Annotated in this window: 11 protein-coding genes; 9 read left to right on the forward strand and 2 right to left on the reverse strand. The window is 68.7% G+C overall.

The genetic code is table 11. The features are described from left to right. Positions 1–196 precede the first annotated feature (196 nt). The 6 genes from ACFWR9_RS28920 (at position 197) to ACFWR9_RS28945 (ending at position 5,227) form a co-directional block, all read left to right on the forward strand. A complete protein-coding gene (locus tag ACFWR9_RS28920; RefSeq protein ID WP_383846941.1) occupies positions 197–580 on the forward strand; it encodes a hypothetical protein in 384 nt (127 codons plus the stop codon). A gap of 375 nt (positions 581–955) precedes the next feature. Next, positions 956–1,405, forward strand: a complete 450-nt coding sequence (locus ACFWR9_RS28925) for a hypothetical protein (RefSeq protein ID WP_383846942.1) — start codon at positions 956–958, stop codon at positions 1,403–1,405. Positions 1,406–1,407: 2 nt separating this feature from the next. Continuing rightward, positions 1,408–3,099 (forward strand): hypothetical protein, encoded by a 1,692-nt coding sequence (locus ACFWR9_RS28930; protein WP_383846944.1) that lies wholly within the window; start codon positions 1,408–1,410, stop codon positions 3,097–3,099. 24 nt (positions 3,100–3,123) lie between these two features. Then, positions 3,124–4,422 carry a S8 family serine peptidase gene (locus ACFWR9_RS28935; RefSeq protein WP_383846946.1) on the forward strand — a complete coding sequence of 433 codons (1,299 nt, stop codon included), beginning with the start codon at positions 3,124–3,126 and terminating at the stop codon, positions 4,420–4,422. A 55-nt stretch (positions 4,423–4,477) separates the two neighbouring features. Further along, entirely contained in the window at positions 4,478–4,825 is a 348-nt protein-coding gene (locus ACFWR9_RS28940) for a WXG100 family type VII secretion target (RefSeq protein WP_383846947.1), read from the forward strand. Between the two features lie 102 nt (positions 4,826–4,927). Beyond that, a complete protein-coding gene (locus ACFWR9_RS28945; protein ID WP_383846949.1) occupies positions 4,928–5,227 on the forward strand; it encodes a WXG100 family type VII secretion target in 300 nt (99 codons plus the stop codon). A 158-nt stretch (positions 5,228–5,385) separates the two neighbouring features. On the opposite strand, the gene eccCa is transcribed toward ACFWR9_RS28945, so the two are convergent. Next, positions 5,386–9,360: a type VII secretion protein EccCa gene (eccCa, locus tag ACFWR9_RS28950; protein ID WP_383846951.1), complete on the reverse strand. Its 3,975-nt coding sequence runs from the start codon at positions 9,358–9,360 to the stop codon at positions 5,386–5,388. A 287-nt stretch (positions 9,361–9,647) separates the two neighbouring features. On the opposite strand from eccCa, the gene eccD reads away from it, so the two are divergent. Continuing rightward, entirely contained in the window at positions 9,648–11,159 is a 1,512-nt protein-coding gene (gene eccD / locus ACFWR9_RS28955) for a type VII secretion integral membrane protein EccD (RefSeq protein ID WP_383846969.1), read from the forward strand. 47 nt (positions 11,160–11,206) lie between these two features. Here eccD and ACFWR9_RS28960 read toward each other — a convergent pair whose 3' ends face one another. Further along, positions 11,207–11,503: a DUF397 domain-containing protein gene (locus ACFWR9_RS28960; RefSeq protein WP_383846952.1), complete on the reverse strand. Its 297-nt coding sequence runs from the start codon at positions 11,501–11,503 to the stop codon at positions 11,207–11,209. Positions 11,504–11,803: 300 nt separating this feature from the next. Between ACFWR9_RS28960 and rpsO the strand changes: the two genes are divergently transcribed. Next, positions 11,804–12,091, forward strand: a complete 288-nt coding sequence (rpsO, locus tag ACFWR9_RS28965; RefSeq protein ID WP_064730122.1) for a 30S ribosomal protein S15 — start codon at positions 11,804–11,806, stop codon at positions 12,089–12,091. A 302-nt stretch (positions 12,092–12,393) separates the two neighbouring features. Further along, entirely contained in the window at positions 12,394–14,613 is a 2,220-nt protein-coding gene (locus tag ACFWR9_RS28970) for a polyribonucleotide nucleotidyltransferase (RefSeq protein WP_383846954.1), read from the forward strand. The last annotated feature ends 99 nt before the right edge of the window (positions 14,614–14,712 follow it).

Below are 14,712 nucleotides of genomic sequence, written 5' to 3' on the forward strand. Positions count from 1 at the left end.
GAGGGCGCAACCTCATGGATGGCGGTCACTCGTACTTCAGTGTCTTGACGGGCGCGTTCAGGCCCCTCGGTTATCGGCCACGATGGGTGTCGAGTACGTTCACGCGCGCTTGCCTCTCGGCCACTGTCAATGCGCTGAAGTGTGGGTGAACGGAACCGTGGGATTGTTCGACAGGGTCACCGGTACGCGGCGCCCCGTGAACGGAACCGTTCCGCGCTCCGTTGAGGACGTTCGAGATGCGCTGCTCGGCCTCGGCGGGGATCCGGCACCGTTTTGGGTGCGGGAGGCCTTGTGGGAGGAGAAGGCGGACCTTGTTGCCGAGTGCCGGGTGCCTCGAGTGGGGGTCACGCTTCGGACGAGGATGCGACTCGTGCCCGCTGGGTCTGAGGTGCGGTTCCTCGACGAACGGTGGGAGAGGCGTTCCGCCGGCGGGGGCAATGAGCAGTACGGGCGTGGATACGCCCCTGCCGTGTATCGGGACGGGAAGGAGTTCCGCTTTTCGACGAGGGAGATGACCGAGCCTCTGCGGGATGCTGTCCTTGGCGCTGGGTGGACCTGGCGTGGGGTCTTCAGGCTATGAGCGTGGATCTCTGCGCCGGTGGCATGGACGCGTGGTGACCGGGTCTCGTGGCTTCAGGACGAGGGCGTTGCTGGCGGCCTCAGGAGTCGAGAATGCGCCAATTGCGGGCGAAAGTCTCGATGTTCGGGCGGTCGGTGTGCGGCTGAGCGACCGGTGGTGTCGGGAGGGGGCGTAGGTGAGGTCAGGGTGCCGCCTCGATAGTTGAACGTCGAAACCAGTGCGCGCGAGAGCAACAAGGCTGGCGTAAATGGCGGTTGGGTAGGGCCTACCCGGTGGCTACAGTATCGATCTCTTGCGGTTACGATCAGTTGTGCGTGCGAGCGGTTCAGTCTGGCTCGGGCGATGGACGTACGGGGAAGCGGGGGAGGTAGCAGCATGCTTCCAGTGGAAATGGTGGGAGGGGCGTCCGCTGCCAGGGCGGCCGACCTGGAGGTCACAGGCGAGGCGCTGTCGACGTTCGTGAAGCGGGTGGACAGCGCACTCCGCAATCTTGAAGGCTCGGCGGGCGATCCGACGCGTATCGACGCACAAAGGATCAAGCCCGCTTCGCTGAACAGCGGCAGCATGGCCGCCTTCCCGGAGGCCCATGCGCTGTACCTGCAGTACAACCGGGTTCACGAAGAGCTCACCAGCCTCTCAAAGAGATTGCATCTTCAGATCGAGGCGATCGGCATCGCCGTCAGGGGTGCGCACGTGGGCTTCGACAACCTCGAAGAGGAGCAGCGCCGCCGCTTCGCACAGATCCAGACGCAGATCAAGCGGATCGAGGATGCCAAGGGCGAAGCCCTGCACACCAATCAGACGGCTACCAGCGGGAGTCTCTAACGATGTCCGAAAAGCACCACGAGGCGGACTACGATCGAGTCTCTCAGCAGAACGCCGTTGCGGACTTCACCCGACGCCTGGAAGAACGTCCTTCGTTCGGCATCTTCAACGGGATGCTGCAGTCGGCTGTCGAATCAACGCCGCTGGGTTCGGCCTTGCAGGGCCGGACGAACTTCGAGGACCACGACCTCAACGAGATGGTCGACCTCGTCGAACAGACGAACCCGGAAGACCTGGAAAGCTCCGGCCAGGCGCTATGGGATGCGCGGGACGCCATCAAGGACGCCGCCAAGGAGCTGGACGGCCATATCGGAGGTGTTCGCTGGGAGGGCGAGGCCGGCGAAGCCTTCCGCAAGTGGGGGCGCTCACTCGTCACCAGCACGCACGGGCTGAGTACCTTCGCCGGCGGGGCGGGAGACCAGATCACCGCTGCTGCCGTGGGCCTGGCAGCCGTACGCACGGCCATGCCGAAACGTGATACGAGGCCGACGAGCAAGGCGCTGCGGCCCGAGCAGGTCCCGACGCCCATGCAGGTTGAGGGCAACAGCGAGTACGCAGAAGCGGTCCTTGTCGAGAAGAGCCGCCAAGAGGCGATCAACCAGATGAACCGGTTGTCGTCCTACTACGCCGTGTCTGAGGAGATGTTGGCGGGGTTGGAGCCGCCAACGTTCAAGGCTATGCCCGATGTGGGGGTTCCGAAGCCTGACAGGGGTTCCATCAAGGAGGGGCCCACTTCTCATCAATCTAATGGCGTAGAGGAACGCGGGAGCTGGAACTCAGGCGGCCACTCAGCCACAGTCTTGGAGGATCGGACCCAGCCGCAGTACGCGGATGGCGGGGTCGATTCTCCTGAAGGCATTACGGGGAAGACCGTATACCCCGACGTGCCCGTTGCGACGAACATCGACAGTGTTGGCACGCCGACGCTCCCCACTGCGCCCGTTTCCGGGCACACATTGCCGACCACGCTGCCTCCCGCTGACGGCGCCGGGCCGATCGGTCCGTCCGTATCTGGCTTCGGCACTCCAGTGCCCCCTGGTCGCCCTGGTCGGGCCTCCGGTGGACCTGACCGTGCTAGGACGCCGTTCTCCGCCCAGGGGCGAGTGACTCCCGGCTCGGGAGGTGGTGGAGGCTCGGGTCCCGGCCGTCCGGTCAACCAAGGTCCTTTGAACCAGGTGGGGCGTCCGGCGTCTGCTGGGCAGCCGGGAGCCAAGGGCATCACGTCAGGAACGAAGCCGTCGCCCATGGGGCACGGGGTGAGCGGCGGTACACCACGTGCCAACCCCACGATGGCACCGCGATCGACGAGTGGCCCGGTTACCGGTGCCGGCCGGGCCGGCGGTGTAGTTGGGGGCCGGCCGGCGAGCACTCCAGGTGTGGCGGGGCGAAGTGGCCCGAAGCATCCACGTGGCACGGTCGTCGGAGCGGAAGCCGGATCCCAGTCGGGCAAGGGCCGACCCGTGACGAAGCCTGGCATCACAGGCGTGCCCGCAGGGCTGAGGTCCGCTGCCGGTGCCGAGCGGAATGGCATGACCCGTGGCGGTGCGGGGCTTGTACGGGGGCCCGGCGGACGTGGGCGCCGTAGTGACGAACGCAGGGAAGAAGGGACACAGCGTCCCGACTACCTGGTCGAGGACGAAGAGACACACCTGCCTACGAATCCGCGGCGCGATGTGCCGCCGGTTGTCAACTGAGCGTGAGCGAGGACTCATCCCATCATGAAGTCAGCAACACGTCGCGGGCTGCGAGTACGCGTGGGGGGTGCTGTCGCGAGCGCCCTGGTTGCCGTCGGCCTGAGCTTCGCTCCGGGTGCCGCCGCGGCCGATGCTCGGTCGGAGCAGTGGTACCTGGGACCGATGCAGGCCGAGAAGATGTGGGAGGCCAGTACGGGGGAGGGCATCAAGGTCGCTGTGATCGACACTGGAGTGAACCCCAACACGCTTTCCCTCAAGGGTCAGGTTCTGGCCGATGAAGTACCGAAGCAAGTCGCGTACGGTGCCACGGACGACTACGACGGCCACGGGACGACCATGGCAGAGTTGATTGCCGGCACCGGGGCAGGAGGCGGGATCCGAGGGCTGGCGCCCGACGCGGAGATCGTGCCGTACCGCATCGCGCTGGACGACTTGCTCGACGAAAAAGAAGAGAAGCGTGCGCCCACCCCGTGGGCGGCGATCAAGGCAGCTGCGGACAGCGACGTGCGCATCATCAGTATGTCCTTCGCCTCCCCTGCTTACGAGCCAGAGTTCGAAGAAGCGGTGAAGTACGCCGCGTCCAAGGGGAAGTTGTTGATCGCGGGCGTAGGGAATGAGGGCCAGGACAGCGGATTCATCGGCTATCCCGCCGGCTATCCGTATGTCATCGGTGTGTCGTCCATCGATGAAAAGAGTCACATCTCGGACTTCGCCCAGTCGGGCCAATACGTCGACTTGGTGGCGCCGGGTGAGGACATCCCTGGTTACTGCAAGCCGAGCTTTGACGAGTACTGTCCCGACATGCCTGGCACCAGCTTCAGCACCGCCATCACCTCCGCCGCAGCCGCCCTCATCTGGTCCGCGCACCCCGACTGGACGGCGAACCAGGTCACCCGCTCCCTGATCGACACAGCTGGCCGCAAGTGGCCCAAGGACAAGCCGACCGCGACCGCCGGCTACGGAACCATCCGCCCCCGCTCGGTGCTGGCGAACCCGGACTACGACGCCGGTGAACCGTACTCGGACCCGCTCCGCAAGGAGAACACGCAGGAGGGGGAGAAGCTGGTGACGGAGATTCCCCCGGCGTCCGCCTCCTCGAAGCCGTCCGAGCCGCCCGCGGGTGCAACAGCCGCGTCACAAGGCGCGGAAGGGTCGTCCAAGGACAAGCAGGCGGCAGCAGGATCGGACGATGCGAAAGCCGCCTCGGCGAACGCCTCGAACGACAGCAGCAGCACCCTGTGGATCACACTGGGCGCCGCCGCAGCCGTCGTCGTGATCGGCGGCGGCGCCTTCGCCGTACTGCGGGCGCGGCGCGCGAACTGACACCGGCGTCGTCGGTGTCGTAGTCAGAGAAGGAACAGGGAGGGCAGGGCGGATCATGGCCGTCGACCAGAAGCTAGAAGATGCAGCGGTAGTCAAGCTGCAGAAGGACATGTACGAGAAATTCGAGGCCATCCGCAAGCGGGTGCACAACCTGCAGGGTGTGATCGACAGTCTCGAAGGGCAGTGGCAGGGCATCGGCCGGGCCGCGTTCGACAAGAAGCAGTACGAGATCAACACGTCGCTGCAGAACATGGGCCGCATCCTGGCCGACGTCGTGGACGCGATGACCGCGACGCGCAACATCAAGGACAGCAAGGAAGACGAAGTCCGTGCTGCCGTGAACAAGATCAACATCAATGACGGTGCCCCCACGGTCCAGTCGTCGCCCCTCAGCTCGTTCTGAGGCGAGCGGTCAACAGGCGCCGAAGAGCGGTTTGGGCAAGGCTCGCGGTGCAGACATCAGCCACAGCCGGAGCACATCCGGAACGAGAAGAGGTAGGCAGAGATGAGCCGTAACGCCGACGGACTGCAGGTGACGTACGACGGACTCGACTTCGCGGCGACCAACCTCGCCAACGAGGCGAAGCTGCTCGACGAGGACATTCAGCAACTCACCAAGATGGTGGAAGGCAGCAAGCAGTACTGGGCGGGCAAGGCTCAGGATGCCTATGCGGTGAAGCTGGAACTCTGGCGCAAGGAAACCAGCGACATCCACCAGGCCCTCATGGGCATCGGACATGTCGTCGGCTCGTCCGGCGGTACGTACATGGAGGGCGACCTGGCGGCGTCCAGGTACCTGCAGTAGTCGCAGGTGCCGTAAGTGAGGTAGTAGCCGCAGGCGGTCCGAGCCGCCGCGGCAACGAGGGTGGGCGTGCGCGGGAGACGCCCACCCTCTTTCGTTCGTGTCTGGGGCAGTTCACCCGAAGGTGGTCCTGTAGACCGGGACGGCCGCCGGAACCCCTCTCACCACCCGCCCCCGTCCTCCACCAACCCCACCTGCACCAACGGCTTCCCCCGCCGCCGCGACACGAACACGCCCCGCCCCGGCGGCATCGGGCGCGGGCGTACGCCGCCGAGCAGGTCGCCCTCGGCCGGATCGCCGGCGAGGACGACGCCCTGGGCGCCGAGTTCCTTGAGGCGCTGCATGAAGGCCTCGTAGCCGGCGCGGCCCGCGCCCGCGGTCGAGCGGGCGATGATGAAGCGCACGCCGACGTCCCGGGCGAAGGGGAGGAGTTCGGTCAGGCCAGCCAGCGGGTTGCCGCTCGACGTGGCCACCAGGTCGAAGTCGTCGATGACGATGTACACCGTCGGGCCCTGCCACCAACTGCGGTCGCGCAACTGCTCCGGCGTGACGTCTGCGGTCGGCGTACGGCGCTGCATCAGCTCGGCCAGCGCGTCCATGTGATGCTGCATCTGATTCGACATGGGCACGTACTCGGCGAGGTGCGAGGGCGGGGTCACCCCCAGCAGGGAGCGGCGGTTGTCGATGACGAACAGCTTGCAGGAGTCGCCGTCGTAGCGCTCGGTGAGCCGTTGGATGAGCACCTTCAGCAGGTTGGACTTGCCGGACTCGCTCTCGCCGAAGATCAGGAAGAACGGATCCTGGTCGAAGTCCACGAACACCGGTTCGAGGTTGTCCTCGTCGAGCGCGAACGACACCCCGCGTCGGGGGAACCGGCCCCCCGGCGGCAACTCGCGCACCGGGAACTCGCGCGGCAGCAACCGCACCACGGGTGCACCCGGCTGCTGCCAGTGCCGGGCGACCTCGGTCCCGAGCGCCTGGGTGGCCTCTGCGAGGTCCGTGTCGGAGGACAGCCCGTCCATGCGCGGGACCGCCGCCATGAAGTGCTGCTTCTGCGGGGTCTGGCCACGTCCGGGCACGCCCGTCGGCACGGTCGCCGCGACCTTGCGGTCGAACTCGGAGTCCATGGGGTCGCCGAGCCGGAGCTCGAGGCGGTTCATCAGCTGGTCCTTGAGGTTGCCGCGGACCTCCATGGAGCGGGACGCGGTAAGGATCAGGTGGATGCCGTAGCCGAGACCGCGTGCCGCGATGTCCAGCACGATCGACTCCAGCGCCTCGTAGTCCGCGCGGAAGTTCCCCCAGCCGTCGATGGCCAGGAACACGTCGCCCCAGGGCTGATCGGTCACCGCGATGTCGCCTCGCGCGCGGCGGGCGCGGAACTCCGCGATCGAGGAGATGCCCGTCGTGCGGAAGTACTCCTCCCGTCGGCTCAGCACGCCGTACACCTCGGCCGCCGTGCGCCGTACCTTCTCGGGGTCGAGGCGTGAGGCCACGCCGCCGACGTGGGGCAGGCCGGCCACCGCCGACAGGCCGCCGCCACCGAAGTCCAGTCCGTAGAACTGCACCTCGTGCGGGGTGTGCGTGAGCGCGAAGGACGAGATGAGCGAGCGCAGCAGCGTCGACTTGCCCGACTGCGGGCCACCCAGGATCTGCATGTGGCCGGCCGCGCCCCCGAAGTCCACCCACAGCGGGTCCCGGCGCTGTTCGTACGGCTTGTCCACGATGCCGACGGGCACCACGAGCCGCCCCGCACCTTCGTAGCCGGGCTGGGTCAGGCCGCGCCCTGCCACCGGGGCGAGGCCGGGCAGCAGCGCGTCGAGTGACGGCGGGCTGTCCAGCGGGGGCAGCCACACCTGGTGGGCGGACGGGCCCTGAGCCTCCAGCCGCCGTACGACGACGTCGAGGACGGTGTCGGCGAGGGCGTCGCCCGACTCGTCCGGACTCTCCTCACGCTGTGGCGGCACCGCCGCGTACCGCACCGGGACCTCGGCGGCGGTGAACAGCACGGGCCGCCGGTCGACCGGCAGCGAGCCGGAGGAGGACGCCGTCTGCCGCGCACTCGAGCGGTACACGCCCGATACGTACGCGGCCTTGAAGCGCACCATCTCGTCCGTACCGAACTTCAGGAAACCGGAGCCGGGGACGTTCGGCAGCTCGTAGGCGTCCGGGACGCCGAGCGCGGCCCGCGACTCGGCAGCGGAGAAGGTGCGCAGGCCGATCCGGTAGGACAGGTAGGTCTCCAGTCCGCGCAGGCGTCCTTCCTCGAGCCGCTGCGAGGCGAGCAGCAGATGCACCCCCAGTGACCGGCCGATGCGGCCGATCTGCACGAACATCTCGATGAAGTCCGGTTTCGCCGTGAGCAGTTCGCTGAACTCGTCGATGACCAGGACGAGCGAGGGGATCGGCTGCAGCGCGGCACCCGCCGCGCGGGCCTTCTCGTAGTCGTGGATGTTGGCGTAGTTGCCCGCGTCGCGGAGCATCTCCTGACGGCGGTTGAGCTCGCCGCGGATCGAGTCGCCCATCCGGTCGACCAGCGTCAGGTCGTCCGCGAGGTTGGTGATCACGGCGGCGACGTGGGGCAGTTGCGCCATCCCGGCGAACGTCGCCCCGCCCTTGAAGTCGGCGAGTACGAAGTTGAGGGTCTCGGACGAGTGGGTCACCGCCAGGCCGAGAACCAGCGTGCGCAGCAGCTCCGACTTGCCGGAGCCGGTCGCGCCCACGCACAGGCCGTGCGGCCCCATGCCCTCCTGTGCCGCCTCCTTCAGGTCGAGCATCACGGGCCGGCCGTCCTCACCGACGCCGATCGGCACCCTGAGCCGTTCGGACTGCGAGCGGGGCCGCCACGTGCGCCGCGGATCGACTGAGGCGGCGTCACCGAGGCTGAGCAGGTCGGTGAAGTCCAGATTGGCGAGGAGCGGCTCGTCGTTGTCCCCGCCCGCTCCCACGCGCAGTGGTGCGAGCTGGCGGGCCAGGGCTTCCGCGCTCGGCTCGGAGAGGACGTCGGGCATCCCCTCGTAGACCGCGCCGTGGGCCGACTCAAGGCGCAGGTCCTTCGGCTGTACGACGACCGAGAGGTCGCCGCGTCCGGTGGTGAGGGTGCCGGGGATCACCTCCAGCACGGTCACGCCCTGCAGGCCCTCGGGACTGGCCAGCAGCGACGTCGGAAGCAGGGACACCCCGTCGAGCACGACGACCAGGTGCGGCTGCTCGGGCACCGGACGTCCGCCCGGGTGGAACCTGGGCCGGCCCTCGAGACGGGCGCCGAGCAACTCCTCCAGGGCCGCCGGGTCGGCCGTGATCAGGCGCCGGGAGCCCGCGCCGTCCGCGACGCCCCCGGCCTGCACGTGGGGCAGCCACTTGGCCCACTCCCATTCCGGCGCCGACTCGTGCCCGGCGGCCACGGCGATCACCAGGTCCTCGGGGGAGTGCAGCGCGGCGAGCGAGGCGGTGACGGCCCGGGCGGTGCCGCGCACGGTGACCGGCTCGCCGCTGATCGTCACGTGGTAGAAGGCCCTTAGTGAGACCGCCATCGGCAGGTCCTCAAGGGTGCTGTGCGTGGCCAGGAAGCGCTGCATGGCGCCCGTCGTCAACGGCTCCAGCTCGTCCACGGGAGCGGTCTCGGGTGGTACCAGGGGAGTTGCCAGGGCCTGCGGGCCGAGACCCACGCGTACCTGGACGAAGTCCTCGTCACCGGTGCGCCGTTCCCACGTCCGGCTGCCCTCGGCGACCAGCGCCCACAGTTGCTCGGGCGAGGGGTGCAGGTAGTACTGGGCGTCGCGCTGAGCCGTCGCCGTCCTCTGCGCGGTGCGCCTGGCCTGCGCCAGGTAGCGCAGGTAGTCCCTGCGCATGTCGGCCATCTGGCCCTGGTTGCCGCGGCGGTAGCGGATGAGCATCGCGACACCCATGGCGATGGTGGAGGCCACCATCACCATCCCCATGATCTTCATGAAGGGATGGGCCTGGGGACTGAAGAAGAACACCACGGACCCGCCCATGCCGAGCATGGGCAGGAGTTGCATCCAGACGCCCTCCTGCTGCCCGCGCGGAAGCTCCGGCGGTGGCTGCAGGTGGACCTCCTGCGTGGGCACGTTCTTCGGCAGTGCCCGAGGCGGGCGCTTGACGACGATGTGACTCAATGCGTACCAATTCCCTTGCCTGCCCGACCCGTTCCGTCCGCCGCCCGTCTCCCGGCGCACGTCGGTCGCAGAGGGCGATCCTACTGACACGCACCGACAGTGCCGGGCGGTAGGGTGCCTGTGCGACGCGTGAACACCCGCGAACCCGCCGGGAACCGTGCCGGGAACCATGTGGACTGCGCAACGCTCGACAGAAGCACACACCGGCGAGGCGCCCGGGCGGCGGCGAGAGCGCGCCTGTACCGCACCTTTCCGACATCACCTACGAGGGGGAACACCGGGTGACCATGACGGCCTCCGCGCCCACCGGCGCGACAGGCGGAGCGGGGGGCACCGTTGCCCCGGCCGCGGCGGGCTCGGGGCTCGGCTTCTGCCGGGTCACGATCGTTGCGCCCGACAGCCGCATCGACGTGGCCCTGCCCGACGATGTACCGGTCGCCGACCTGTACCCGGAGATCCTGCGGTTCTCCCAGCAGAGTCCCGCCGAGGGCGCACCGGTCGGTTATCACCTCGTACGCCGCGACGGGACCGTCCTCGAAAGTGCCCGGTCCTTCGCGGCCCAGCGCATTCTGGACGGCGAACTGCTCACGCTGCGCCCGTTCGCCGATTCGCTGCCCCCGGCCGTCTTCGACGACGTCTCGGAGGCCGTCGCCTCCGCCGTCACCCACGACCGCACGCTGTGGGACGGCTCGCTCACGCGCGTGGCCGGCCTGGTCGGGGCATGCGTCCTCGCGGTGCTGTCGGCGTTCGTGGTCTGGAGTGCCCAGATCCGCCACGACATGCACAGCCTGCAGGGCATAGTCGCCGCGGTCACCGGCCTCCTGCTCGTCACCTTCGCGTGTGTCCGAGCCCGCGTCTACGACGACCGTGGCTTCGCGGTCGCCCTCGGCCTGGGTGCGCTGCCGAACATCGCCGTGGCCGGTTCAGGACTGCTGCCGCTCGCCGAGGGTCAGGGCATCGGACGGCTCCAGTTCCTGCTGGCGTGCGCGGCTGTGCTGGTCGCGTCGGTCGTACTCACCCTGGTGTCGCCGGGCGGCGACAGCCCCTTCGTGGCCTTCCTCTTCGCCGCGGCGGTCGGCCTGCTCACGACGTTCGTGGCGATGCTGACGGACCTGCGGCCCATGGAGGCGGCCGCGATCTGCGCCCCCCTGGCGGTGTGCGCCCTCGCCTTCCTGCCGGGACTGTCCCTGCGCTTCGCGCGGCTCCCCATCGGTTTCGAGCCGCCCAACGGGCCGCGCGGCTCCTACGCGGCGGACGACACCGCCCCGGAACCCGTGGACGCCGAGCGCGTCGCCGTCCAGGCCCGTCGCGGCCACGAACTCCTCGCCGGACTGGTCGGCGGCTGTGCGCTGGTCTCCGTGGGCGCGTCGATCGTGCTGGGCTTCACGGACAACGTGTGGGCGCAACTGCTGACGCTCGCCACCGGCGTCGCGATGGTGATGCGGGCGCAGCTCTTCCGCTACACCGCCCAGGTAGCCGCCTCGCTGGCCGCCGGGCTCGCCTGTCTCGTCTTCCTCGGTCTGGGACTGGCGATGAACCCCCCGGTGGAGTACTGGCACGACGCGCTCAAGGGGGACACCGGTGCCCTCGACATCCGCAGCGTCTGGCTGGCTGCGGCGGTCGTGGCGGCTGTCGCCCTGGTCACCGCGATCGGCCTGACGACCCCGCGGCGCGGCGTGACGCCCTTCTGGGGACGTTTCATGGAGATCGCCGAAGTCTTCGTGCTGCTGACCTTGATTCCCCTGGCGCTCGCCGTGTTCGACGTCTACGCCGCGGCGCGGTCGATGACAGGAAACTGAGGCGGTTCCGCGGGCGGGCGCCGAGTGGCGCGCCGCCCGCCCGGGTGCTACCCGGCGCCGCCCGTGGCATCCGGCGCCGCCGGCTCCAGGTCGAATTCCCCGTCCCGCGCCCCGAGCACGAACGCCCGCCACTCCGCCTCCGTGTACCGCAGCACGGTGTCCGGGTCCAGCGACGACCGCATGGCCACGGCACCCTCGGGCAGGTAGGCGATCTCGACCCGCTCCTCGTGCTCCTCGGTGCCGGGCGCGCTGTGCCATTCGACGCCGGAGATGTCGAGGGAGTAGAGCTCGTCCCGCTCCCGGTCCTTGCGCGCCTTGAGTTCCCGGTCCTCGGCATCGACCATGATGGGTGGGTCCCTCCTGCACTGCGAGCGGTCTGTGAGGTCACCCTACTTCCCGTCGTTCTGCCTGTTCAGCGGTTTGTGGATACCCGTGACCACAAGGGTGGCGGCCAGGCCGCCGAGCCTGAGGGAAGAGGCCTCCGTCCACACTGGTACGCTGTGTGACGGCCGTATGTGTACGCGCCCCCGGAGCCCGAGCCCTGGAGGCCGCGCCCAGCGGATCCCCGCCTTCCGAGTTACGGAAGACCCCCCGAGACGTAGACCGGGGGCACTCGGTGGCCACACAGACCAAGAGGAGTACGCGTGTCGCTCGACGCCGCAGTGAAGAAGCAGATCGTCTCCGAGTTCGGTACCAAGGAGGGCGACACCGGCTCCCCCGAGGTCCAGGTCGCGCTGCTGTCCCGTCGGATCTCCGACCTGACCGAGCACCTCAAGACCCACAAGCACGACCACCACTCCCGTCGTGGTCTGCTGATCCTGGTCGGCCAGCGCCGCCGGCTGCTGCAGTACCTCGCCAAGAAGGACATCCAGCGCTTCCGTGCGCTGGTCGAGCGCCTCGGTATCCGCCGCGGTGCGGCGGGCGCCAAGTAGGACGCCGTGAAGGGGGCGGTTCCCATTCGTTCGGGGGCCGCTCCCTTTGCTGTACGTGCGCGGTGTCGCCGGCCCTTTGTAGTGTGGTATCAGACACAGCACGTACGACGTACGACCCAACGAACGAAACGAGGAGAAGCGCGCTTCGCCGCCGCCGGTCCTCGGTAGTGGCCCCCGCGGGCAGAACCCCGGGTGCTTCGATCGAAGACCGGCCCGCACCGCACGGAGCGCTTCTCCACGACCGTCCCCCCGCCACACGGGCGAGGAGGGACGAAAGACGACAAGTAACGGAGAAGACACTAGTGGAGAACGAGACCCACTACGCCGAAGCCGTCATCGACAACGGCGCATTCGGCACCCGCACCATCCGCTTCGAGACGGGACGGCTGGCCAGGCAGGCCGCCGGTTCCGCCGTGGCGTACCTGGACGACGACACCATGGTGCTGTCGGCCACGAGCGCCTCCAAGAACCCCAAGGACCAGCTCGACTTCTTCCCGCTCACGGTGGACGTCGAGGAGCGGATGTACGCCGCCGGCAAGATCCCCGGCAGCTTCTTCCGCCGTGAGGGCCGCCCCTCCGAGGACGCCGTCCTCACCTGCCGCCTGATCGACCGCCCGCTGCGCCCGTCCTTCAAGAAGGGCCTGCGCAACGAGATCCAGGTCGTCGCCACGATCATGGCCCTCAACCCCGACCACCTGTACGACGTCGTGGCGATCAACGCCGCCTCCGCGTCCACCCAGCTGGCCGGCCTGCCCTTCTCCGGCCCGATCGGCGGCGTCCGCGTCGCGCTGATCCGCGGTCAGTGGGTCGCCTTCCCGACGCACACCGAGCTCGAGGACGCCGTCTTCGACATGGTCGTCGCGGGCCGCGCCCTGGAGGACGGCGACGTCGCGATCATGATGGTCGAGGCCGAGGCCACCGAGAAGACCGTCAAGCTGGTCGAGGGCGGCGCCGAGGCGCCCACCGAGGAGGTCGTCGCCGCCGGTCTGGATGCCGCGAAGCCCTTCATCAAGGTGCTGTGCCGCGCCCAGGCCGACCTCGCCGCGAAGGCCGCCAAGCCGACCGGCGAGTTCCCGGTCTTCCTGGACTACCAGGACGACGTCCTGGAGGCCCTCACCGGCGCCGTCAAGCCCGAGCTCTCCCAGGCGCTCACCATCGCCGGCAAGCAGGAGCGCGAGGCCGAGCTGGACCGCGTCAAGACGCTCGCCGCCGAGAAGCTCCTGCCGGAGTTCGAGGGCCGCGAGAAGGAGATCTCCGCCGCGTACCGCTCCCTGACCAAGAACCTGGTCCGTGAGCGCGTCATCAAGGAGAAGAAGCGCATCGACGGCCGCGGTGTCACCGACATCCGCACCCTGGCCGCCGAGGTCGAGGCCATCCCGCGCGTGCACGGTTCCGCGCTGTTCGAGCGTGGCGAGACCCAGATCCTGGGCGTCACCACCCTCAACATGCTCCGCATGGAGCAGCAGCTGGACACCCTCTCCCCGGTGACCCGCAAGCGCTACATGCACAACTACAACTTCCCGCCGTACTCCGTCGGCGAGACCGGCCGCGTCGGCTCCCCGAAGCGCCGCGAGATCGGCCACGGCGCCCTCGCCGAGCGCGCCATCGTGCCGGTGCTGCCGGCGCGCGAGGACTTCCCGTACGCGATCCGCCAGGTGTCCGAGGCCCTCGGCTCCAACGGCTCGACGTCCATGGGCTCGGTCTGCGCCTCCACCATGTCGCTGCTGAACGCCGGTGTGCCGCTGAAGGCCCCCGTCGCCGGTATCGCCATGGGCCTGATCTCCCAGGAGATCAAGGGCGAGACGCACTACGTCGCCCTCACCGACATCCTCGGTGCGGAGGACGCCTTCGGCGACATGGACTTCAAGGTCGCCGGCACCAAGGAGTTCGTGACCGCCCTCCAGCTCGACACCAAGCTGGACGGCATCCCGGCCTCCGTCCTGGCCGCCGCCCTCAAGCAGGCCCGTGACGCCCGCCTCCACATCCTCGACGTGATGATGGAAGCGATCGACACGCCGGACGAGATGTCCCCGAACGCGCCGCGGATCATCACCGTGAAGATCCCGGTCGACAAGATCGGTGAGGTCATCGGCCCCAAGGGCAAGATGATCAACCAGATCCAGGAGGACACGGGCGCCGACATCACGATCGAGGACGACGGCACCATCTACATCGGTGCCGCCGACGGCCCGGCCGCCGAGGCCGCCCGCGCCACGATCAACAGCATCGCCAACCCGACCATGCCCGAGGTCGGCGAGCGCTACCTGGGCACGGTCGTGAAGACGACCACCTTCGGCGCGTTCGTCTCCCTGATGCCCGGCAAGGACGGTCTGCTGCACATCTCGCAGATCCGCAAGCTGGCCGGCGGCAAGCGCGTGGAGAACGTCGAGGACGTCCTCGGTGTGGGCCAGAAGGTCCAGGTCGAGATCGCCGAGATCGACTCCCGCGGCAAGCTCTCCCTGATCCCCGTGGTCGAGGGCGAAGAAGCCGACGACGACAAGAAGGACGACACCGAGAAGTGACGTCTCGTAGCGCCAAGGCGACGGCCCGCACCCCCACACCGGCCGCCGGCCCGGGCCCCCCCCACCCCCCCCCCACACCACCGACAGCCCCCCCCCCCC

Origin of the sequence: Streptomyces sp. NPDC058534 (genome assembly GCF_042717365.1) — a bacterium.
Classification (GTDB): domain Bacteria; phylum Actinomycetota; class Actinomycetes; order Streptomycetales; family Streptomycetaceae; genus Streptomyces.

Excerpts from the sequence above, each read along its gene's own strand:
- ACFWR9_RS28925 (WP_383846942.1), top strand. The coding sequence starts at position 956 with ATGCTTCCAGTGGAAATGGTGGGAGGGGCGTCCGCTGCCAGGGCGGCC.
- ACFWR9_RS28930 (WP_383846944.1), top strand. The coding sequence starts at position 1,408 with ATGTCCGAAAAGCACCACGAGGCGGACTACGATCGAGTCTCTCAGCAG.
- ACFWR9_RS28935 (WP_383846946.1), top strand. The coding sequence starts at position 3,124 with ATGAAGTCAGCAACACGTCGCGGGCTGCGAGTACGCGTGGGGGGTGCT.
- ACFWR9_RS28940 (WP_383846947.1), top strand. The coding sequence starts at position 4,478 with ATGGCCGTCGACCAGAAGCTAGAAGATGCAGCGGTAGTCAAGCTGCAG.
- ACFWR9_RS28945 (WP_383846949.1), top strand. The coding sequence starts at position 4,928 with ATGAGCCGTAACGCCGACGGACTGCAGGTGACGTACGACGGACTCGAC.
- eccD (WP_383846969.1), top strand. The coding sequence starts at position 9,648 with ATGACGGCCTCCGCGCCCACCGGCGCGACAGGCGGAGCGGGGGGCACC.
- ACFWR9_RS28960 (WP_383846952.1), bottom strand. The coding sequence starts at position 11,503 with ATGGTCGATGCCGAGGACCGGGAACTCAAGGCGCGCAAGGACCGGGAG.